Raw genomic sequence first — 16,473 nt, 5'->3', positions numbered from 1 at the left:
AGCGCTCTCCGTGTTTCGAATTTCGCGTTTCGAATTTCGGCCTTTACAGAATGTAGCGGCTCAAATCCTGGTTCTTGACGACGTCGGCGAGCTGTTTGCTGACGTAGGCCGCGTCAATCTTGACGGACTTTTTCTTGAGGTCGGGCGCCTCGAAGGAGATCTCGTCCAGCACCTTTTCCAGAATGGTGTGCAGGCGGCGGGCCCCGATATTTTCCATCTGCTCGTTGACGCTGGCGGCAAAGCGGGCCAGGGCGGCGATGGCGTCATCGGTGAAGCTGAGCTTGAGCCCCTCGGTCTCCAGCAGCGCAATGTACTGCTTGACCAGCGCGTTCTTCGGCTCCGTAAGGATGCGGATGAAATCTTCCTCGCCCAGCGACTGCAGCTCCACGCGGATGGGCAGGCGCCCCTGCAGCTCGGGAATCAGGTCGGAGGGTTTGGTGACGTGGAAGGCGCCCGCGGCCACAAACAGGATGTGGTCGGTGCGGATCATGCCGTAGCGCGTGTTGACCGTGGTGCCCTCGATGATTGGCAGGATATCCCGTTGCACCCCCTCCCGGGAAACGTCCGGGCCGTGGCCCGATTCCCGCCCGGCGATCTTGTCGATCTCGTCGATGAAGATGATGCCCATCTGCTCGGCGCGTTCCACCGCCGTGCGCGTCACCTGCTCCATGTCCAGCAGCTTGTTCTCTTCTTCCTGGATCAGGTATTCGAAGGCGTCGGCCACGCTCATCTTGCGCTTCTTCTTCTGCTGGCCGAAGATGCCGGAGAGCATATCCTTGAGGTTGACGTCCATCTCCTCGACGCCCTGGTTGGAGACGATTTCAAACGCGGGCATGCCGCGCTCGCGGACTTCCACTTCCACCATGCGCTGGTCCAGCTTGCCTTCGCGCAGCTGCGCGCGCAGCTTCTCCCGGGTGCGTTGGGACTGCTCGCGCTGCTCGCTTTCGGCTTCGGCGGCCTCCCGCGTTCCTGCGCCGGCCGCCGCTGCAGGCGGCATGGGCGGCAGCAGGAGATCCAGGACGCGCTCTTCCGCGGCTTGTTCGGAGCGCTCGGCCACTTCGTCGAGCTTTTCCTCGCGCACCATGTCGATCGAGGTCTCCACCAGGTCGCGCACCATGGATTCCACATCGCGCCCGACGTAGCCCACTTCGGTGTACTTGGAGGCTTCCACCTTGACGAACGGGCATCCCGCCAGCCGCGCCAGGCGCCGCGCGATCTCCGTCTTGCCCACGCCCGTGGGGCCGATCATCAGAATGTTCTTGGGGAGAATGTCCTCGGCCACTTCGGGCGGCAGCTTCTGCCGGCGCACGCGGTTGCGCAGGGCCACGGCGATGGCGCGCTTGGCGGCGGCCTGCCCGACAATGTACTTGTCGAGCTCGGCGACGATCTCCCGCGGCGTCAGGTCGTCCAGCGCGGGCAGGACTTCCCCGTCGGCGTTCTGCGGCGCGCCGCTCCCGCCGGGGAGGAGGATCAGATCTTTGTCGGACTTGCTAGGCATCTGTTGGACACGCTTCTCTCTAAATTCGCAGTTCGCGATCGGAAACTCGAAATACGAAACTCGAAATTCGTCCGTCCTCGATGCGGTCTCGTCACGAATTTCGAATTCCGAACTTCGATCTTCGGAATTCGGCCGCCCTTACAGCTCTTCGATGGTGAACTTCTCGTTGGTGAAAATGCAAATCTCGCTGGCGATGCGCATGGCCTCCTGCGCGATCTCCTTCGCCCCCAGTTTGGTGTGCTGGAAAAGGGCCCGCGCCGCGGCCAGCGCGTAGCTGCCGCCGGAGCCGATGGCGCAGATCCCGTCGTCGGGCTCGATCACGTCGCCGTTGCCGGACAGCAGGAACGTGCCCTTGGCGTCCGCGACGATGAGCAGCGCCTCCAGGTGGCGCAGCGCGCGGTCCTTGCGCCATTCCTTGGCCAGCTCCACGGCGGCCTTCGGCAGATTCCCGGAATATTCCTGCAGCTTGCCTTCGAAGCGCTCGAAGAGCGAGATGGCGTCGGCCGTCGATCCGGCGAAGCCGGCTACCACTTTGTCGTTGAACAGCCGCCGCGTCTTGCGCGCCGTGTGCTTCATCACGTGGTCGCCCATGGTCACCTGACCGTCGGCCACCAGCACGACCTTGCCATCCTTGCGCACACACAGCACTGTGGTGCCGTGCATCGGTGCACTCTTCGCGTCTCTTGCCATTCCGCCATTATACAGCCGCCGGAGCGCGCAAACCAAAATCCGTAAGGCCCTCGGCGGGCGGAGGCATTGCGGCAGGCCCTGGCGGCGAAAATGCCTGGCGCGCGCGCCGGGCCGGGCCGGAGCGGGAGGCCGCGTTACTGTTTTTCGGTTTCGTGCTTCTTTTTGTCTTTTTTGCTGGCGGTTTCGGAGTAGCGCTTTTCCAGCGAGGCGCGGGTGAAGAGCTCGTCGGGGATGCCGGTATTGTAGTGGCACTCCAGGTAGAAGACCTGGAAGGAGCGGCGGCCGTCGCGCTCGCGCGCTATCTGCATGGGCGTTTCCACGCCGTCCAGGGTCTGGAAGTTGGAATAGTAAGTTATCTCCTCGGTGCGCTCGCGGGTCATGTCGTTGCGCGTGACCACCACGCAGCGGACAGGCAGGTGCGACTCGCGGTCCACGGCGATGCGGAAGGTGCGCCGCTCCCGGTCCACGATCTCCACCCAGTCCACCTGCTTCAGGTCCACCACATCACTGCCGCCGTAACGAAAACTCATGCCTTCTTCGTTCAGGCGCAGGCGTAGCAGATTGTCCATATCCTTCTTGGTCTGCTCCTGGAAGTCGGTGACGGCCCCGGCGGGCTCTTCGGAGACGCCGCCCTTGTCCAGTGTCCACCCGGCATCGCCGGCAAAGAGCTCTACGAAATTTCCTTTCTTGGTGTATTCGGTGCGGTTCTTGTCCGGGTAGCGCCAGAAGTCCCGGAAGTTTTGGTAGCCGGTGAGGTCGCCGTTGTGGCCAAACTGCGCCAGGCGCCCGTCGCAGACGCTTTCGCGCACCCGCAGATAGGCCGGCCCGCCCAGCGCCTGGATCATCTGCTGCAGCAGCTGCTTGGCTTTCGCCGTGGACACCTCCGGCATGAGCATATCCGGATTTTGCGCCGCGGCGCGCGGCGCCGCCGCGCCGCACAGGGCCGGGATCAACACCGCCAGAGCCAGAGTTCTCAGCCGCACAAGACAGATCCTCCATTTACATTGATGATCTCTCCGGTCATGAAGTTGGCCAGGTCGGAGGCCAGAAAGAGAATCGGTCCGGCAATCTCCTCGGCGGTGGCGGGGCGGCCCAGGGGGATAACGCTGGCCGCCATCTTGGCGCCGGCCTTGGTCTCCAGGACGGGATTGGACATGTCCGTGGCCACCCAGCCCGGGGCCACGCAATTGACCAGGATGTTGTGGCGGGCCAGCTCGGTGGACAGGCCCTTGGTGAAGCTGATGATGCCGCCCTTGGAGGCCCCATAATGCGTGTGGAACGCCTCCCCGCGCTGCCCGGCCGTCGAGCTGATGGGGATGATGCGCCCGCCTTTCTGCTTGATCATGTGCGGCACGGCGTAGTGGATGATGGAATACACGCTCTTGAGGTTGACACGCATCATCTCGTCCCACTGCGCCTCGGTCATCTTCTCGATGGGCAGGTCCTCGAGATTCCAGACGCCGGCGTTAGCCACCACGATGTCCAGGCGCCCCAGCCGCGCCAGGCACTGCTCCACCAGCTTTTTATTGTCCAGCATCTTGCCGCAGTCGGCCTTGAACGCTTCCACGCGCGTGCCGTGCTTGCGCGCCTCGGTCTCCACCTGGAGCGCCGCCTCCTTGTTGCGGTGATAGTTGAAGAGAACGTCCGCGCCCGCCTGCGCGAAGAGCTTGACGGCGGCGGCGCCGATGCCGCGTGACCCGCCGGTGATAAGAGCTGCCTTGCCTGCCAGTGAAATCATGCGTCCCCCGAAAATGAATGAGCGAAATACGAAATTCGAAAAACGAAACTCGCGCCGCGTCCTGCGGGCCTGCCGCCAAAGATGCCGGCCTAATGCCCGGCGCTACACGGCCGTTTCACGGCGGCCGCGACGAAATCACGAAACAGCCGCTCGGCCAGCGGATCGCCGGCCATGCGCTCGGGGTGCCATTGCACGCCGACCACCCAGTTGCTGTCGCCCGTCCACTCCACGCCTTCGATGATCCCGTCGGGAGCGCGCGCGGTGACCCGCAGATTCTTCCCCGGCGCGGCGATCGCCTGGTGGTGCGAACTGTTGATCTCTGCGCGCTCCCCGCCGGCTAGCGCCGCCAGGCGGCTGCCCGCTTCGAACGCCGCCGCGTGGCGCGGGTCGTCCTCCGGCGGCGGCACGTCGACCGCTTTGCGGTCGCCCAAAACAACATCCGCTTTGCGGTCGCTCAAAACAACGTCCGTCTTGCGGTGCGCCGTGCTCGTGGCCAGCTCGCTGGAAATGTCCTGAATCAGCGTGCCTCCGAGATAAACGTTCAGAAGCTGGCAGCCATAACAGATGGCCAGCACCGGCTTCTTCGCCGCAAACGCGTGCTGCAGGATGGCCGTGTCGGTGGCTTCGCGCTGGGCGTCGGGCTCCGCGGAGTGGCCCCGGTTCGCCGCCCCGTACCGCGCCGGTTCCACGTCGCTGGGACTGCCGGGAAGCACGAACGCATCGAGCCCCGGCAACTCCCGCTGCAGCTTCTGCGGATCCTGCAGCGAAAGCAGCACGGGGACGCCGCCCGCTTCTTGCACCGCACGAAGATAATTCGCGATCTTAGGATGATTGCCGGCGGCTTCCTCCTGGCTGGTGCGCCAGGGGACGCCGACACGCGGCCGGGAGGAATCAGGGCCCGGCCGGTTGGTGTTGACCGCTTCGCGGTCACGGAAATGGTTGACCGCTTCGCGGTCGCACAAGTTATTGTTCTCTTGCGTCACGGCAGGGGACATGGAAGGTCAAATCCTAACACCCAGCCGGAAGAGCGGCAACCGCGGCCTAGTGACACCAGCGCAACCCGTTCCGACCCGGTCGGAGGCCGGCCCCCTGCCCTCCTGCGCCAATGCTTCAGGCGCATACTAAAACACCTGTTATCAATTACTTCTGGCACTGCGCGGAGCCGAGTGCCGGGGCATGGCCTCCAAGCAGAACTCCGGCCGGTGGAAAAACGCCGGCAAAGCGGCGAGCCGCGCCGCCAGCTCCGGCGCGGAGGCCGCGCGCAGCGTGACGTGCCCCAATTTGCGCCCGGGCCGCGGCGTCTTGCCGTAGAGATGCAGGTGCGCGTCGGGCACGGCGAGGACCTCGGCGGGCTCCGGCACCTCGCCGATCAGATTGAGCATGGCCGAAACGCCCGGCGCGGCGGTCGAGCCCAGCGGCAGCCCCAGGATTGCGCGCACATGATTTTCGAACTGGCTTGCCGCCGCGCCTTCGATCGTCCAGTGCCCGGAATTGTGCACGCGCGGAGCCATTTCGTTGGCCAGCAGGCGGCCCTCGCATTCGAAAAACTCGATGGCCAGCACTCCGGCATAGCCGAGAGCTTCCAGGATGCGCCGCGCATAGTCCTCGGCGGCGCGCTGCAGAGCGGCCGTCAGGCGCGGCGCGGGCGCCAGCGAAAGCCGCAGGATGCCCCCGCGATGGTGATTCTCTACCAGCGGGTAGAAGGCCGTCTCGCCCTTCGTGGAGCGCACGGCGAGAAGCGAAACCTCGCGGGTGAAGGGCGTGAACTTTTCCAGCAGCAGCGGCTCGCCGGGAATTTCCGCCTTGGCCCCGGCCACATCCTCGAGCCCGCGCAAGATCCACTGCCCTTTCCCGTCGTAGCCCATGCGGCAGGTCTTCAGCACCGCGGGCAGGCCGATCTGCTCCACGGCCGCGTCGAGCCCCGCGGGTGAATTCACTTCGGCGAACTCCACCGTGGGAATCTCCAGCTTCTGAAAGAGCTGTTTTTCGCTGCGCCGGTCCTGCGCGGTCTCCAGCGCCGCGGACGGGGGATAGACCGGGACGCGTTCGGCAAGGAAGCGCACCGATTCCACCGGCACGTTTTCAAATTCGTAGGTGACCAGCGTCAGGCCGTGGGCGAATTTTTCCAGCGCCCGGTGGTCCGTATAGTCTGCGGTGACGCGCGGCGCGATGCGCCCCACCGGGGCTTCCGGCGAGGGATCGAGAAAACGGAAATGCAGGCCCAGGGGGTAACCCGCGAGAGCGAGCATGTAGCCAAGCTGTCCGCCGCCGAGGATGCCAATCGTCACGCGGGCTTCCTCTTCGCATGCGGCCGCGCCACGGCCTTCGCCGCTGGCCGTGTCCTGCCCGGCGTCTTGGGCGCTGGCCCGGCGGCGGCCGGATGGGGATGGTCCAGGATGCGCTGCGTCTGCGCCGCCCGGAACGCGCGCAGCGCCTCGCGGATCTCCGGATACTTTGCGCCGAGAATGGCGGCGGCGAGCAGTGCGGCGTTGATAGCTCCGGCCTTGCCGATAGACAGCGTGCCGACAGGGATGCCTGCGGGCATCTGGGCGATGGACAGTAGCGAATCGAGCCCCTTGAGGGTCTTGGATTCCACGGGCACGCCGAGCACGGGTAGAACCGTCTTGGACGCAGTCATGCCAGGCAGATGCGCGGCACCGCCGGCCCCCGCGATGATCAGTTCGAGGCCCCGCGATTCCGCCGAGGAGGCGTATTCGAAGAGCAGGTCGGGCGCGCGGTGCGCGGAAATGACACGGACCTCGTGCGGTACGCCGAATTCGGCAAGAGTTTTGACGGTGTGCTCGAGCGTCTCCCAGTCCGACTGCGAGCCCATGATAATGCCGACGAGGGGCTTGTTGCTTTCAGCCATTGGTTTCCTCACGCTTTCCTTCTGATTGCTTCCGCACCCGCGCTCTTCCTCCCGGGGCACGCTATCCTGCGACTGCGCTCAGGACAAGTATCGCTCCCCTGCCGGAGACAACCGCGCAACGCACGCACTCCCTCAGCGCACCGCGACATCCGCTCGATTCTTCCAGAACTGCCGGATCTGCCCGACGAGATACAGCGACCCGGTGAGGAAAACGGCATCCTCCGGCGCGGCGCCGGCCAGCGCGCGCTCCAACGCCGCCTCGGCATCCGGCACAACCTGCACCTCCGCCGCGTGGTGCGCGGTGAGTTCCGCCAGGCGCCGCGCGGAGAGGGCCCGCGCCGTGCGCGGTTCGGTGAGCAGGACATGCGCGGCGCGGGGAAAGAGCAACCCGGCAATCTCGTCCACGGCCTTATCGCGCAGCGCCCCGTAGACCAGCCAGATGCGCCGCCCCGCGAAATTCTCCTCCCAGAAGGCGGCCAGCTCGCGCGCCGCGCCCGGATTGTGCGCGCCATCCAGGTAAACATCGGGGCGCGACTGCAGTTGCTCCAGCCTCCCGGGCCATTGCGCGGCGGCGATGCCCCCGGCAAGAGCCTCGTCCGGAATGCGCAACCCGCGCGCCTGCAGCAGCCGCGCGGCGGCCACGGCGCTCAGCGCGTTCTGCAACTGGAAACGTCCGGGCAGGCGCGGCGCCATTTCGAATTTCCCCCCGGAGGCCGTCTCCGTCACCAGCGCCCGCGCGCGCCCGTTTTCCAGCCATTCCCGTTCCACGTGAAACGCCTCTGCGGTCTCCACTACCGGACAGCCCAGCTCCCCGGCGCGGCGCAGGATCACGGCGCGGGCCTCGGGTGGCTGCGGCGCCACCACCACGGGCACGCCGGCCTTCAGGATGCCCGCTTTTTCCGCGGCGATCTCCGCGAGCGAGTGCCCCAGATAGTTTTCGTGGTCGAAATCGATGCGCGTGACGAGCGCCACCGCCGGCGTGAGGATGTTGGTGGCATCCAGCCGGCCGCCCAGGCCGGTTTCGAAGACTGCGAACTCCACGTGCTCCCTGGCGAAGACTTCCAAGGCCATGGCCGTGAGGCATTCGAAATAGGTGGGGTGGGCGCGCAGCCTCCCGGAGGCCAGCAGCTCCTCGATGAGCGGATAGAGGCGCGTGAAGGCCGCGGCAAAGGCCTCGTCGCAGAGCTCTTCCCCGGAGAGGCGAATGCGCTCGTTGATCTTTTCCAGGTGCGGCGAGGTGTACAGTCCGGTGCGCAGGCCGGCGCGGCGCAGGATCGCTTCGAGGAACGCGGCGGTCGAACCCTTGCCGTTGGTCCCCGCGATGTGCGCGCTGGGATAGGCGCGATCGGGGCGCCCCAGGCGCTCGGCGAGGCGGGTGATGTTCTCCAGGTCGAATTTCGCCGCCGCGGCCTGCGTCGGCGCGGCCAGCTCCCGTCCCAAAGAAAGGAGATAGCGGACGGCGTCGGCGTAGTTCATACGGAGTTCCGGCTAATCCATCAACAGTTCGAGGGCGGTGCTGACGTAGCTCTTCAGCTCTTTGCGGTGCACCACGGCATCAAGGAAGCCATGTTCGAGGAGGAACTCCGAGCGCTGGAAGCCCTCGGGAAGCTTCTGGCGGATGGTCTGCTCGATCACCCGTGGCCCGGCAAACCCGATGAGCGCGCCGGGTTCACCGATGTTCAGGTCCCCGAGCATGGCGAAGCTCGCGGTGACGCCTCCGGTGGTGGGGTCGGTGAGAATCGAAATATACGGCAGGCGAGCCTCGTCCAGCCGCGCCAGCGCCGCGGAAACCTTGGCCAGCTGCATCAGGCTGATCGTGCCTTCCATCATGCGCGCCCCGCCGGAGCAGGAAACGATGATGAGCGGCTGGCGCGTCTCGATGGCCAGTTCAATGGCCCGCGTGGCCTTCTCGCCCACCACCGCGCCCATCGAACCCCCGATAAACGCGAATTCCATGGCGCAGCACACCACCGGCCGCCCGTTGAGCTTGCCCTCCGCGGTGATAATGGCGTCGTTCATTCCCAGCTTCTTGCGGGCGTCCTTGAGCCGCGCGGCGTACGGCTTGGTGTCCACGAACTTGAGCGGGTCGGTGGAGGTCATTCCGGCGTCGTGTTCGATCCAGCGGCTGTCGAGGAGCATCTCCAGGCGCTTCGTGGCCCCCATCTTGAAGTGGAACTGGCACTTCGGGCAGACGTGCAGGTTTTCCTCGAGGTCCTTGCGGAAGACGATGCCGCGGCAGGACTCGCACTTCACCCACAAGCCCTCGGTGCGCACCCGGCGCTCCTCGGGCGGCGTGGCCTGATCGATCGACTTTTTTTCGCGTTTGAACCAGGGCATAAGAAAAGTTGACAGTTAATAGTTCACAGTTAAAAGCCGCCGGAAGACGATGGCTGGCCTAAAGTCCGCCTCGACAGCCGTCTCGCACCCCGGCTAATAGTCGATTCCCCGCTGCGCCAGTATACCCTTGGTGTAGGGGTGTTTCACCTCGCGCATTTCGGTCACCAGGTCGGCCGCCTCCACCAGCCTGGGATGGGCGTTCCGCCCCGTGCAGATCACGTGGATGCGCTCCGGCCGCCCTTGCAACTCCGCCACGATCTCCTCTGCTTCCAGCATCTTATAGCCGATCACGTAGTTGATTTCGTCCAGGATCACCAGGTCGTATTTCCCGCTGTAGATGGCCTCCCGCCCGGTCTGCCAGCACTCCCGCGCCAGCCGGATGTCCTCCGGATCGGTCTCCGCCCCGCCCACCTTGATGAACCCCCGGCCCATGGGCCGGATCTCGAATTTGTCGTCGCCCAGCATCTTGGCCGCGTCCAGCTCCCCGTAGTGCCAGGACCCCTTGATGAACTGCACCATGAGCACTCGCAGCCCCTGCCCCACGGCGCGGAAGGCCGCGCCCAGCGCGCAGGTCGTCTTGCCCTTCCCCGGCCCGGTGTAAACGATCAGCAGTCCCTTCTGTTCCGGCATGCGTTCCCTCTCCGCGAACCCTGGAGGCGCTGAAAAGATAAGAGTTTGGCGGCACCCGCGCGAAACGTCAAGCGCAGTAGCACAGACTTCAGTCTGTGCCCACCGATCCGGGCGCACAGGCTGAAGCCTGTGCTACCGGCTTCGACCGTAGGCACCCGCCGCATCGTGCCCCTGCCTGGAGATGCGCTGCGGATGCCCCTACTTGGGGTACGGACCCCCGGAGAGGATGGCAAAGGCCCGATAAAGCTGCTCGGCCAGCATGACCCGGGCCAGCTCGTGGGAGAAGGTCATGGCGCTGAGTGAGAGCTTGTGCTGGGCGCGGCGGCGCAGCTCTTCGGGAAAACCTTCAGCTCCGCCGCAGAGGAAGACCAGCTCGCGGGTGCCGCGGTCGCGCAGCTCCCCGATCCATTTGGCAAAGGCTTCCGAGGCGGGCTGCTTTCCCTCGGCGTCCAGTAAGACGATGGTGGCGGCGCGGTCCGCGTCGAGCTTCTTCAGCGCCGCGGCGGAGTCGCGCAGCTCCACGGCCTCGATGGACGCGTGCCGGCTGATGCGCTTGGTGTAGTCCTCGAGCAGCGCGCGCAGCTCCGGCCGGCGGGTCTTGCCAAGCATAAGCAGGCGGATGCGCATGAGATGTACTTTAGCGCAGTCAGGGGACTCGTGACCGCTGGAGAATGGAGGTCACAGTCGACAGTGGAAAGTAACCTGGCCGTTCCAGGAGTCCTGTCTTCGCTTTCAACTTTTAACTTTCAACTGTGAACTGTCGGCTGTGGCTTTCCTCGAATCACAACCGCGAAAAACTACTTCAACCCATACTTCTTTCGCTTCTCCAGCAGCGTCTTCCGGCTGATCCCCAGAATCTCCGCGGCGCGCGAGATGCCGTAGTGCGTGGCCTCCAGCGTGGCCGCAATGGCTTCCTGCTCGATCTGCTCCAACGAGCGCAGCCCGCTCAAAGTGGCCGCCGAGCCGGCGGCGGCGCGCAGGGCTTCCGGAAAATTCCCGGGTTCCAGGGGGCCGCCGTCGGAAAAAACCAGGGCGCGCTCCAGAACGTTGCGCAGTTCGCGGATGTTGCCGGGCCAGGCATAGGCGGTGAGCAGGCGGCGCGCGGCTTCGCTGAGCGTGGCGCCGGGGCGCCCGTGGACCACGCGCAGCGTGGCCAGGAGATGCTCGGCCAGCGGGAGAATGTCCGCGGGGCGCTGGCGCAGCGGCGGCACAACAATGCTCAGCACGTTGAGCCGGAAATAGAGGTCCTCCCGGAAGCGCCCGGCGGCCACGGCCGCGGGCAGATCGGTGTTGGTCAGGGCGATGAGGCGCGCCGCGATGTGCAGCGTCTCCGTGCCGCCCAGGCGCTCAAAGCTGCGTTCCTGCAGGACCCGCAGGAGCTTGGCCTGGGCCGAGGCATCCAGCGCGGCCACTTCGTCGAGGACGATGGTGCCGGCGCCGGCCATCTCCAGGCGCCCCAGCTTGCGCTCGACGGCCCCGGTGAAGGCCCCGCGCTCGTGCCCGAAGAGCTCGCTCTCCACCAGGTGCGGCGGCAGGCTGGCGCAGTCGATTTTCAGAAACGGCGCATCGCGCCGCGGGCCGAGTTCGTGCACGTAGCGCGCGAAGTGATCCTTGCCCGTGCCGCTTTCCCCGCTGATCAGCAGCGTGGCCGAGGCCTCGGCGACCTTCTTGGCCACCTCCAGCAGGCGCTGCGAGGCAGGGTCTTCGGCGATCCAGGTCAGGCGCTCGCTGAGGGCCATGCTACAGGCCCCCGCGGAACGCGCGGAGGAGCGTCATGGGTGGAGCTCCTCGGAGGCGGAGCCGGGCGCGGGATGCGGCGGCGGCTCACCGGGAATTTCCAGGCGCGGAGCGGAGCGCCACAGCCGCTCCAGGTCATAAAAGCGGCGGGCCTGCTCGCCAAAAACGTGCACCACGAAGCGCCCAAAGTCGAGCAGGGCCCACTCCGAGGAGGTGCGCCCTTCTCGGTGTGCGGGCGAGCGGCCTATTTTGTGGAGCTGCTCCTCGACCTCTTGGCAGACCGCCTGCACCTGCGGCGTGCTGAAGGCCGTGCAGATGACGAAGAATTCCGTGAATGCGCCCAGACCTCGCAGATCGAGCACGACAATGCCCGCGGCTTTCTTGTTCTGCGCCGCCTCCACCGCGAGGCGCACGCTCTGGGGCAAAGATTCGAGTTTCACCGGTACAGGCCCTGCTTGAGAATGTATTCCTCGACGCGCGCGGAAACAAGTCCATGAATGGACTGCCGCCGGTGGCAGCGCCGGCGCACGTCCGTCGCGGAGACTTCGCTGGACACATTGTCCAGGAGATAGACGCTGGTGCGGCGCAATCGCGCCACGACCGGCGCTTCCTGCTCCTGCTCCGGCGCAGGCGGGTCCGCGGAGCGCGCCGCCGGCCGGCCGTGCAACTCCGGGGGAATGACCAGGCGCAGCGCGTCCATGCGGATGCCCGGGCGGTTGGCGACGATGAAATCGCAAAGGCCCAGCAGCGTTTCGTATTCGTGCCAGGTGGGGATATCCAGAAAAGCGTCGGCGCCCAGAATGAAAAAGAGCCGGTCGCCCGGGGTGTGATAGAGCTGCTTGAAATGGCGCACGGTGTCCACGGAATAGTACAACTGGTGCGCGCTGAAATCGTCGCCGGCTTCGGCCAGCGAGGGCACGAAGTGCGGGTGCTCGGCGCAGGCCAGCGCGATCATCGCGAAACGGTGGGGAAACGGCGCCAGGTGTTCCTTCATCTTGTGCGGCGGCCGGCTGGCGGGAACGAAATGCAGTTCGTCGAAGGTGAAGCGCCGGTCGGCCGCTCGCGCGATGGCCAGATGGCCGTTGTGCACCGGATCGAAGGAGCCGCCGAAAATGGCGATGCGCCGGGGATGCTGTCGAGCGGCAGTGCGCTGCGCCTGCGGAGTGGTCAACGCGCCTCCCGGGCTGACCGCTTTGCGGTCATACGTGAAGTTGACCGCTCTGCGGTCACACATGTGCAGGGTGTCATCAACTCTCTTTGACCGGATCTGGGAGCGCGTCGCGCACGGGGCTATTTTCGACCTCGTCGCCCGGCAAGTCCAGCGGCGTTTCCCCGAAGGTGCGCGGAATTTTGTCCAGGGCGTCGGCAATGCCACGCACCAGTTCGCGCACCCCTTCCCCGGCGGCCGCGGAAATGGCGTGAAATTCCAGGCCGCGCGCGCGGCAAAAGTCGCGCAGTTGCTCCAGGCGCGTGGTGTCGGTGGTGGCGTCGCGCTTGGTGGCCACCACGATCATGGGCTTGGCCATCAGCGATTCGCTGAAGGCCCGCAGCTCCCCGCAGATGATTTCGAACGCCTGCACGGGGTCCTGATCCGTGGCCTCGCTGGTGTCGATCAGGTGCACCAGCAGCCGCGTGCGCTCCACGTGGCGCAGGAAGCGGATTCCCAGCCCCGCGCCCAGGTGCGCTCCTTCGATCAGTCCGGGCAGGTCGGCGACCACAAATGTGCGTCCCAGCTCCTTGCCGCCTCCCCCGTCGGCGTTCACCACGCCGAGGTTGGGCTGCAGTGTCGTAAACGGATAGCTGGCGATCTTCGGCCGCGCCGCGGAGATCACCGAGATCAGCGTGGACTTGCCCGCGTTCGGAAATCCCACCAGGCCGACGTCCGCGAGCAGCTTCAATTCCAGGCGCAGGTGGCGCTCTTCGCCTTTCCCGCCGTCTTCCGCTTCGCGCGGCGCCTGATGCCAGGGCTTCGCGAAATGCTGGTTGCCGCGCCCGCCCCGCCCGCCCTGGGCCACTAAGAAGCGCTGTCCCGGCGCCGCCAGATCCGCCAGCGTCTCCCCGGTCTGCTCGTCGAAAATCAGCGTGCCCACGGGCACCTTGAGAATCATGTCCGCGCCGGAGGGCCCGCTGCAGTTGGAACCTTCGCCGTGGCGCCCGCGCTCGGCCTTGAATTCGCGGTTGTAGCGGTAACGCAGCAGGGTGTTGTCGTTGGGGTCGGCTTCCAGGTAAATGCTGCCGCCGTGCCCGCCGTCGCCCCCCGAGGGGCCGCCGCGGGGCACGTATTTTTCGCGGCGGAAGGCCACGCAGCCGTCTCCGCCGTCGCCGGCTTTGATGTAGATTTTTGCTTCGTCAACAAACACGGAAAATTCCTTTCAACACGCAAAGAATACGCCAGGGCTGCGTGGAATGCCACACGCGCACGGCGCCGGTCGTCGGGAAACCCGGCCGGGTCGAGGTCGAAGGACCTCAACTCGCGAGTCTATGCCCCCGCTGAATTTGGACGATGGCGGACCGGTTGCGATTCTGAGGCGAAGCTCATCGGTTCGCCTCAGCATGGAGGGCAAAATCCCAATCCCGCGTAGACAAAAAAAACGGTCCGGAGGGCCGGACCGCGGAAGCGAAGCAAGCGGACTTCCGTCCGCCCCTGCACAAACCTGAACCTGCGGTTAGCTCGCGACGGGAGCGGACGGCGCCGGTGCGGCCGGGAGCACGCTGATAAACCGCCCGCCGCGGCCCTTATCTTCGAAGCGCACGATGCCGGTGACCAGCGCGAAGAGCGTGTCGTCCTTGCCCTTGCCCACGTTCAAGCCGGGCTTGTGCTTGGTGCCGCGCTGGCGAATCAGAATCGTCCCCGCATTGACCAACTGCCCGCCGAAGCGCTTCACGCCCAGCCTTTGTCCATGTGAATCGCGGCCGTTTACGGACGAACCGCCGCCTTTTTTGTGTGCCATGACCTGTTCCTTTTCTTGGAAAACCTGCGCGCAGCCCCTGCGCGTCGCTCCGGGCCTGCCGGCCCTACAGCTTGATTTCGCCAACCTCGACGGCCGTGTAATGCTGCCGGTGACCGCGCTGAATCTTGTACTGGTTGGTCTTCTTGAACTTGAGTACGGTCAGCTTGGGACCTTTCACCAGGCCCACGATCTTTCCGCTCACCGAGGCCTTGGCGGTCTCCGCGCCGGCGACGACCTTCTTGTCGTCGGTGTGCACGGCCAGCACCTTATCAAACGTGATTTTCGAACCCACTTTGCCGGTGAGCTTCTCGATGCGCACGGTCTCGCCCGGCGTCACGCGATACTGCTTTCCCCCACTCTGAATAACGGCGTACATCTGCCCTCCAAGTTCTAGAGACAAACGTTAATTATACGGACCAATGCGGGTATCGTCAACGTGAACAAACGCGGGAAGTTCGGGCTGGGCGCCCCGCGCAGCGGTCTCCCGGGACGCTGGCCGCAGCGGCGCGCGCAAATCCCCCGAACCCGCACAAAACGCAGCACCTCCCCGTCGCGCCGCGCTTGGAGAGAGCCCTCCGCCTGTCGTATCGTACCTGGCAGCGGCAACGAGCTTCGGGCCAGCGTGCGGCCATCTGCGCGGCGCGGCCCTTCCGCGACCCACTTTATGCCCTTTTTGAAACTGCACGCGTCGCCGCACGCCCCGGGCCTGAGCCCCGTGCACATCCACTATCGCGAAGCCGGACAGGGCATTCCCCTCCTCTATCTCCACGGCGGCTGGGGCTATGGCTACTATCCCCTCGACCGCCAGATCCAAGAGTTCGGCGGCCGCTACCGCTTCCTGATGCCGGACCGTTCCAGCTACGGCCAATCCACGCATGTAACCGGGGAGATGCCGCTCGATTTCCACCACCGCGCCGCCGCGGAAACCCTGGCGTTCCTCGATGCCCTGGGCATCGCCAAATGCATCATCTGGGGCCACAGCGACGGAGCAGTGATTGCGGCCATGATCGGGCTGGCGGCGCCGGAGCGCTGCCGGTGTTTGATTCTCGAGGCGTTCCACTATTGGCGGGCCAAACCCTCCTCGCGGCCATTTTTTGCGCGCTTTGCGGAGCAGCCCGGGGATCTGGGGGAGGAAACCCACCGCATTCTGGCGGGAGAACACGGAGATCCCCGCTGGCAGGAAGTGGTCCGGCGCCATAGCCGGGTGTGGAAACGCATCGGAGAGGGAGCAAGCGGGCCGGAGGAGGATTTTTATGACGGGCAGCTGGGCGATTTGCAGGTGCCCGCGCTGTTCCTCCACGGGCGCCTCGATCCGCGCACCGAGCCGGGCGAAATGGAGCGCGTGCAGCAAGTCCTTCCGCAAAGCGCGCTGCACTTCATCGAAAACGGCCGCCACTGCCCGCACAGCGAAGACGCCGCCTTCCGCGAGTTCAACGCCGTCCTGGCCGATTTCCTCCAGGGCTGTCTCTAGAAACCTTCATCCTCCTGACGTATTTAGGAGATGGCTGCTAGACGGTCAGGTCAAGTTCCAGGAATCGCGAGTCCGGCACCGGGTTGTAGCGGTACGCCGCGATCTCCACGAAGCCCAGCATGCGGTAGAGTTCCTGCGCCTGGGGCATCACCGGCAAGGTATCCAGGCGCATGGCGCGGTAACCAATCTCCCGCGCCTCTTGAATGAGCGTCTCGGCCAGTTGCCGCCCCAGCCCCCGCCCCCGGAATTCGCGCCGCACATACAGGCGCTTCATTTCGCAGATCTCTTCGTCCAGCGGGCGCAGCGCGCCACACCCGGCTTCCCGCTCTGCTTCAAAAGCGAGGAACAGCCGGCCACGCGGCGGCGCGTACTCCCCCGGCAGGTCGCGCAGCTCGCTCTCGAAATACTGAAAGGAGAGGTCCAGTCCCAGTGACGCGGCGTATTCGCGGAAGAGTCCGCGGGCCGACTCGACGTGCTCCGGGGCGTGCGCCAGGGCGAGGCGGAAAATCATTTGCCACAAGGTTGCGCAATCTGCGGCAAAGAGACAACGCG

Annotated in this window: 19 protein-coding genes; 1 reads left to right on the top strand and 18 read right to left on the bottom strand. The window is 65.6% G+C overall.

All coding sequences use genetic code 11. The features are described 5' to 3' along the window. Window positions 1-43 precede the first annotated feature (43 nt). The 17 genes from hslU to rplU form a co-directional block, all read right to left on the bottom strand. On the bottom strand, window positions 44-1,498 hold the full coding sequence (gene hslU, locus LAN61_02240) for an ATP-dependent protease ATPase subunit HslU (GenBank protein MBZ5539318.1): 1,455 nt from the start codon (window positions 1,496-1,498) through the stop codon (window positions 44-46). A gap of 138 nt (window positions 1,499-1,636) precedes the next feature. After that, entirely contained in the window at window positions 1,637-2,161 is a 525-nt protein-coding gene (gene hslV / locus LAN61_02235) for an ATP-dependent protease subunit HslV (protein ID MBZ5539317.1), read from the bottom strand. A gap of 161 nt (window positions 2,162-2,322) precedes the next feature. Further along, window positions 2,323-3,171, bottom strand: coding sequence for an outer membrane lipoprotein-sorting protein (locus tag LAN61_02230; protein ID MBZ5539316.1), 849 nt, complete (start codon window positions 3,169-3,171; stop codon window positions 2,323-2,325). Further along, complete coding sequence (locus LAN61_02225) at window positions 3,162-3,926, bottom strand: SDR family oxidoreductase (GenBank protein MBZ5539315.1); 765 nt, start codon at window positions 3,924-3,926, stop codon at window positions 3,162-3,164. The genes LAN61_02230 and LAN61_02225 overlap by 10 nt, the downstream gene beginning before the upstream one ends. 89 nt (window positions 3,927-4,015) lie before the next feature. Next, window positions 4,016-4,921: a gamma-glutamyl-gamma-aminobutyrate hydrolase family protein gene (locus LAN61_02220; GenBank protein MBZ5539314.1), complete on the bottom strand. Its 906-nt coding sequence runs from the start codon at window positions 4,919-4,921 to the stop codon at window positions 4,016-4,018. Between the two features lie 141 nt (window positions 4,922-5,062). Further along, window positions 5,063-6,214, bottom strand: coding sequence for a 5-(carboxyamino)imidazole ribonucleotide synthase (locus LAN61_02215; GenBank protein ID MBZ5539313.1), 1,152 nt, complete (start codon window positions 6,212-6,214; stop codon window positions 5,063-5,065). Continuing rightward, complete coding sequence (gene purE, locus LAN61_02210) at window positions 6,211-6,795, bottom strand: 5-(carboxyamino)imidazole ribonucleotide mutase (protein MBZ5539312.1); 585 nt, start codon at window positions 6,793-6,795, stop codon at window positions 6,211-6,213. Before purE ends, LAN61_02215 begins: the two co-directional genes overlap by 4 nt. Before the next feature lie 132 nt (window positions 6,796-6,927). After that, the gene (locus tag LAN61_02205) at window positions 6,928-8,271 is read right to left on the bottom strand and encodes a bifunctional folylpolyglutamate synthase/dihydrofolate synthase (GenBank protein MBZ5539311.1); all 1,344 of its coding nucleotides are present in this window, start codon (window positions 8,269-8,271) and stop codon (window positions 6,928-6,930) included. Between the two features lie 12 nt (window positions 8,272-8,283). Further along, a complete protein-coding gene (gene accD, locus LAN61_02200; GenBank protein MBZ5539310.1) occupies window positions 8,284-9,132 on the bottom strand; it encodes an acetyl-CoA carboxylase, carboxyltransferase subunit beta in 849 nt (282 codons plus the stop codon). Between the two features lie 93 nt (window positions 9,133-9,225). Beyond that, the gene (cobO, locus tag LAN61_02195) at window positions 9,226-9,762 is read right to left on the bottom strand and encodes a cob(I)yrinic acid a,c-diamide adenosyltransferase (protein ID MBZ5539309.1); all 537 of its coding nucleotides are present in this window, start codon (window positions 9,760-9,762) and stop codon (window positions 9,226-9,228) included. A gap of 198 nt (window positions 9,763-9,960) precedes the next feature. Beyond that, the gene (locus LAN61_02190) at window positions 9,961-10,389 is read right to left on the bottom strand and encodes a 23S rRNA (pseudouridine(1915)-N(3))-methyltransferase RlmH (protein ID MBZ5539308.1); all 429 of its coding nucleotides are present in this window, start codon (window positions 10,387-10,389) and stop codon (window positions 9,961-9,963) included. A gap of 170 nt (window positions 10,390-10,559) precedes the next feature. After that, window positions 10,560-11,501: a sigma-54 dependent transcriptional regulator gene (locus LAN61_02185; protein MBZ5539307.1), complete on the bottom strand. Its 942-nt coding sequence runs from the start codon at window positions 11,499-11,501 to the stop codon at window positions 10,560-10,562. Between the two features lie 33 nt (window positions 11,502-11,534). Next, window positions 11,535-11,939 (bottom strand): ribosome silencing factor, encoded by a 405-nt coding sequence (gene rsfS, locus LAN61_02180; GenBank protein ID MBZ5539306.1) that lies wholly within the window; start codon window positions 11,937-11,939, stop codon window positions 11,535-11,537. After that, complete coding sequence (gene nadD, locus LAN61_02175; GenBank protein MBZ5539305.1) at window positions 11,936-12,733, bottom strand: nicotinate-nucleotide adenylyltransferase; 798 nt, start codon at window positions 12,731-12,733, stop codon at window positions 11,936-11,938. Before nadD ends, rsfS begins: the two co-directional genes overlap by 4 nt. Window positions 12,734-12,746: 13 nt before the next feature. Further along, on the bottom strand, window positions 12,747-13,859 hold the full coding sequence (gene obgE / locus LAN61_02170) for a GTPase ObgE (GenBank protein ID MBZ5539304.1): 1,113 nt from the start codon (window positions 13,857-13,859) through the stop codon (window positions 12,747-12,749). 306 nt (window positions 13,860-14,165) lie between these two features. Then, the gene (gene rpmA / locus LAN61_02165; protein ID MBZ5539303.1) at window positions 14,166-14,450 is read right to left on the bottom strand and encodes a 50S ribosomal protein L27; all 285 of its coding nucleotides are present in this window, start codon (window positions 14,448-14,450) and stop codon (window positions 14,166-14,168) included. A gap of 64 nt (window positions 14,451-14,514) precedes the next feature. After that, window positions 14,515-14,826 carry a 50S ribosomal protein L21 gene (gene rplU / locus LAN61_02160; GenBank protein MBZ5539302.1) on the bottom strand — a complete coding sequence of 104 codons (312 nt, stop codon included), beginning with the start codon at window positions 14,824-14,826 and terminating at the stop codon, window positions 14,515-14,517. A 288-nt stretch (window positions 14,827-15,114) separates the two neighbouring features. Here rplU and LAN61_02155 point away from each other — a divergent pair, with 288 nt between their 5' ends. Next, window positions 15,115-15,921: an alpha/beta hydrolase gene (locus LAN61_02155; protein MBZ5539301.1), complete on the top strand. Its 807-nt coding sequence runs from the start codon at window positions 15,115-15,117 to the stop codon at window positions 15,919-15,921. Window positions 15,922-15,958: 37 nt separating this feature from the next. On the opposite strand, the gene LAN61_02150 is transcribed toward LAN61_02155, so the two are convergent. Then, a complete protein-coding gene (locus LAN61_02150) occupies window positions 15,959-16,432 on the bottom strand; it encodes a GNAT family N-acetyltransferase (GenBank protein MBZ5539300.1) in 474 nt (157 codons plus the stop codon). Window positions 16,433-16,473: the final 41 nt, after the last annotated feature.

The organism is Terriglobia bacterium, assembly GCA_020072785.1.
Classification (GTDB): domain Bacteria; phylum Acidobacteriota; class Terriglobia; order Acidiferrales; family UBA7541; genus Acidiferrum.
Note: the sequence above shows the minus strand (reverse complement) of the source record. Positions and strands in the feature narration are given on the sequence as shown.

Excerpts from the sequence above, each read along its gene's own strand:
- cobO (MBZ5539309.1), bottom strand. The coding sequence starts at position 9,762 with ATGCCGGAACAGAAGGGACTGCTGATCGTTTACACCGGGCCGGGGAAG.
- accD (MBZ5539310.1), bottom strand. The coding sequence starts at position 9,132 with ATGCCCTGGTTCAAACGCGAAAAAAAGTCGATCGATCAGGCCACGCCG.
- rplU (MBZ5539302.1), bottom strand. The coding sequence starts at position 14,826 with ATGTACGCCGTTATTCAGAGTGGGGGAAAGCAGTATCGCGTGACGCCG.
- purE (MBZ5539312.1), bottom strand. The coding sequence starts at position 6,795 with ATGGCTGAAAGCAACAAGCCCCTCGTCGGCATTATCATGGGCTCGCAG.
- LAN61_02155 (MBZ5539301.1), top strand. The coding sequence starts at position 15,115 with ATGCCCTTTTTGAAACTGCACGCGTCGCCGCACGCCCCGGGCCTGAGC.
- LAN61_02190 (MBZ5539308.1), bottom strand. The coding sequence starts at position 10,389 with ATGCGCATCCGCCTGCTTATGCTTGGCAAGACCCGCCGGCCGGAGCTG.
- rpmA (MBZ5539303.1), bottom strand. The coding sequence starts at position 14,450 with ATGGCACACAAAAAAGGCGGCGGTTCGTCCGTAAACGGCCGCGATTCA.
- LAN61_02205 (MBZ5539311.1), bottom strand. The coding sequence starts at position 8,271 with ATGAACTACGCCGACGCCGTCCGCTATCTCCTTTCTTTGGGACGGGAG.
- nadD (MBZ5539305.1), bottom strand. The coding sequence starts at position 12,733 with ATGTGTGACCGCAGAGCGGTCAACTTCACGTATGACCGCAAAGCGGTC.
- hslU (MBZ5539318.1), bottom strand. The coding sequence starts at position 1,498 with ATGCCTAGCAAGTCCGACAAAGATCTGATCCTCCTCCCCGGCGGGAGC.
- LAN61_02185 (MBZ5539307.1), bottom strand. The coding sequence starts at position 11,501 with ATGGCCCTCAGCGAGCGCCTGACCTGGATCGCCGAAGACCCTGCCTCG.
- LAN61_02150 (MBZ5539300.1), bottom strand. The coding sequence starts at position 16,432 with ATGATTTTCCGCCTCGCCCTGGCGCACGCCCCGGAGCACGTCGAGTCG.
- LAN61_02220 (MBZ5539314.1), bottom strand. The coding sequence starts at position 4,921 with ATGTCCCCTGCCGTGACGCAAGAGAACAATAACTTGTGCGACCGCGAA.
- hslV (MBZ5539317.1), bottom strand. The coding sequence starts at position 2,161 with ATGCACGGCACCACAGTGCTGTGTGTGCGCAAGGATGGCAAGGTCGTG.
- LAN61_02225 (MBZ5539315.1), bottom strand. The coding sequence starts at position 3,926 with ATGATTTCACTGGCAGGCAAGGCAGCTCTTATCACCGGCGGGTCACGC.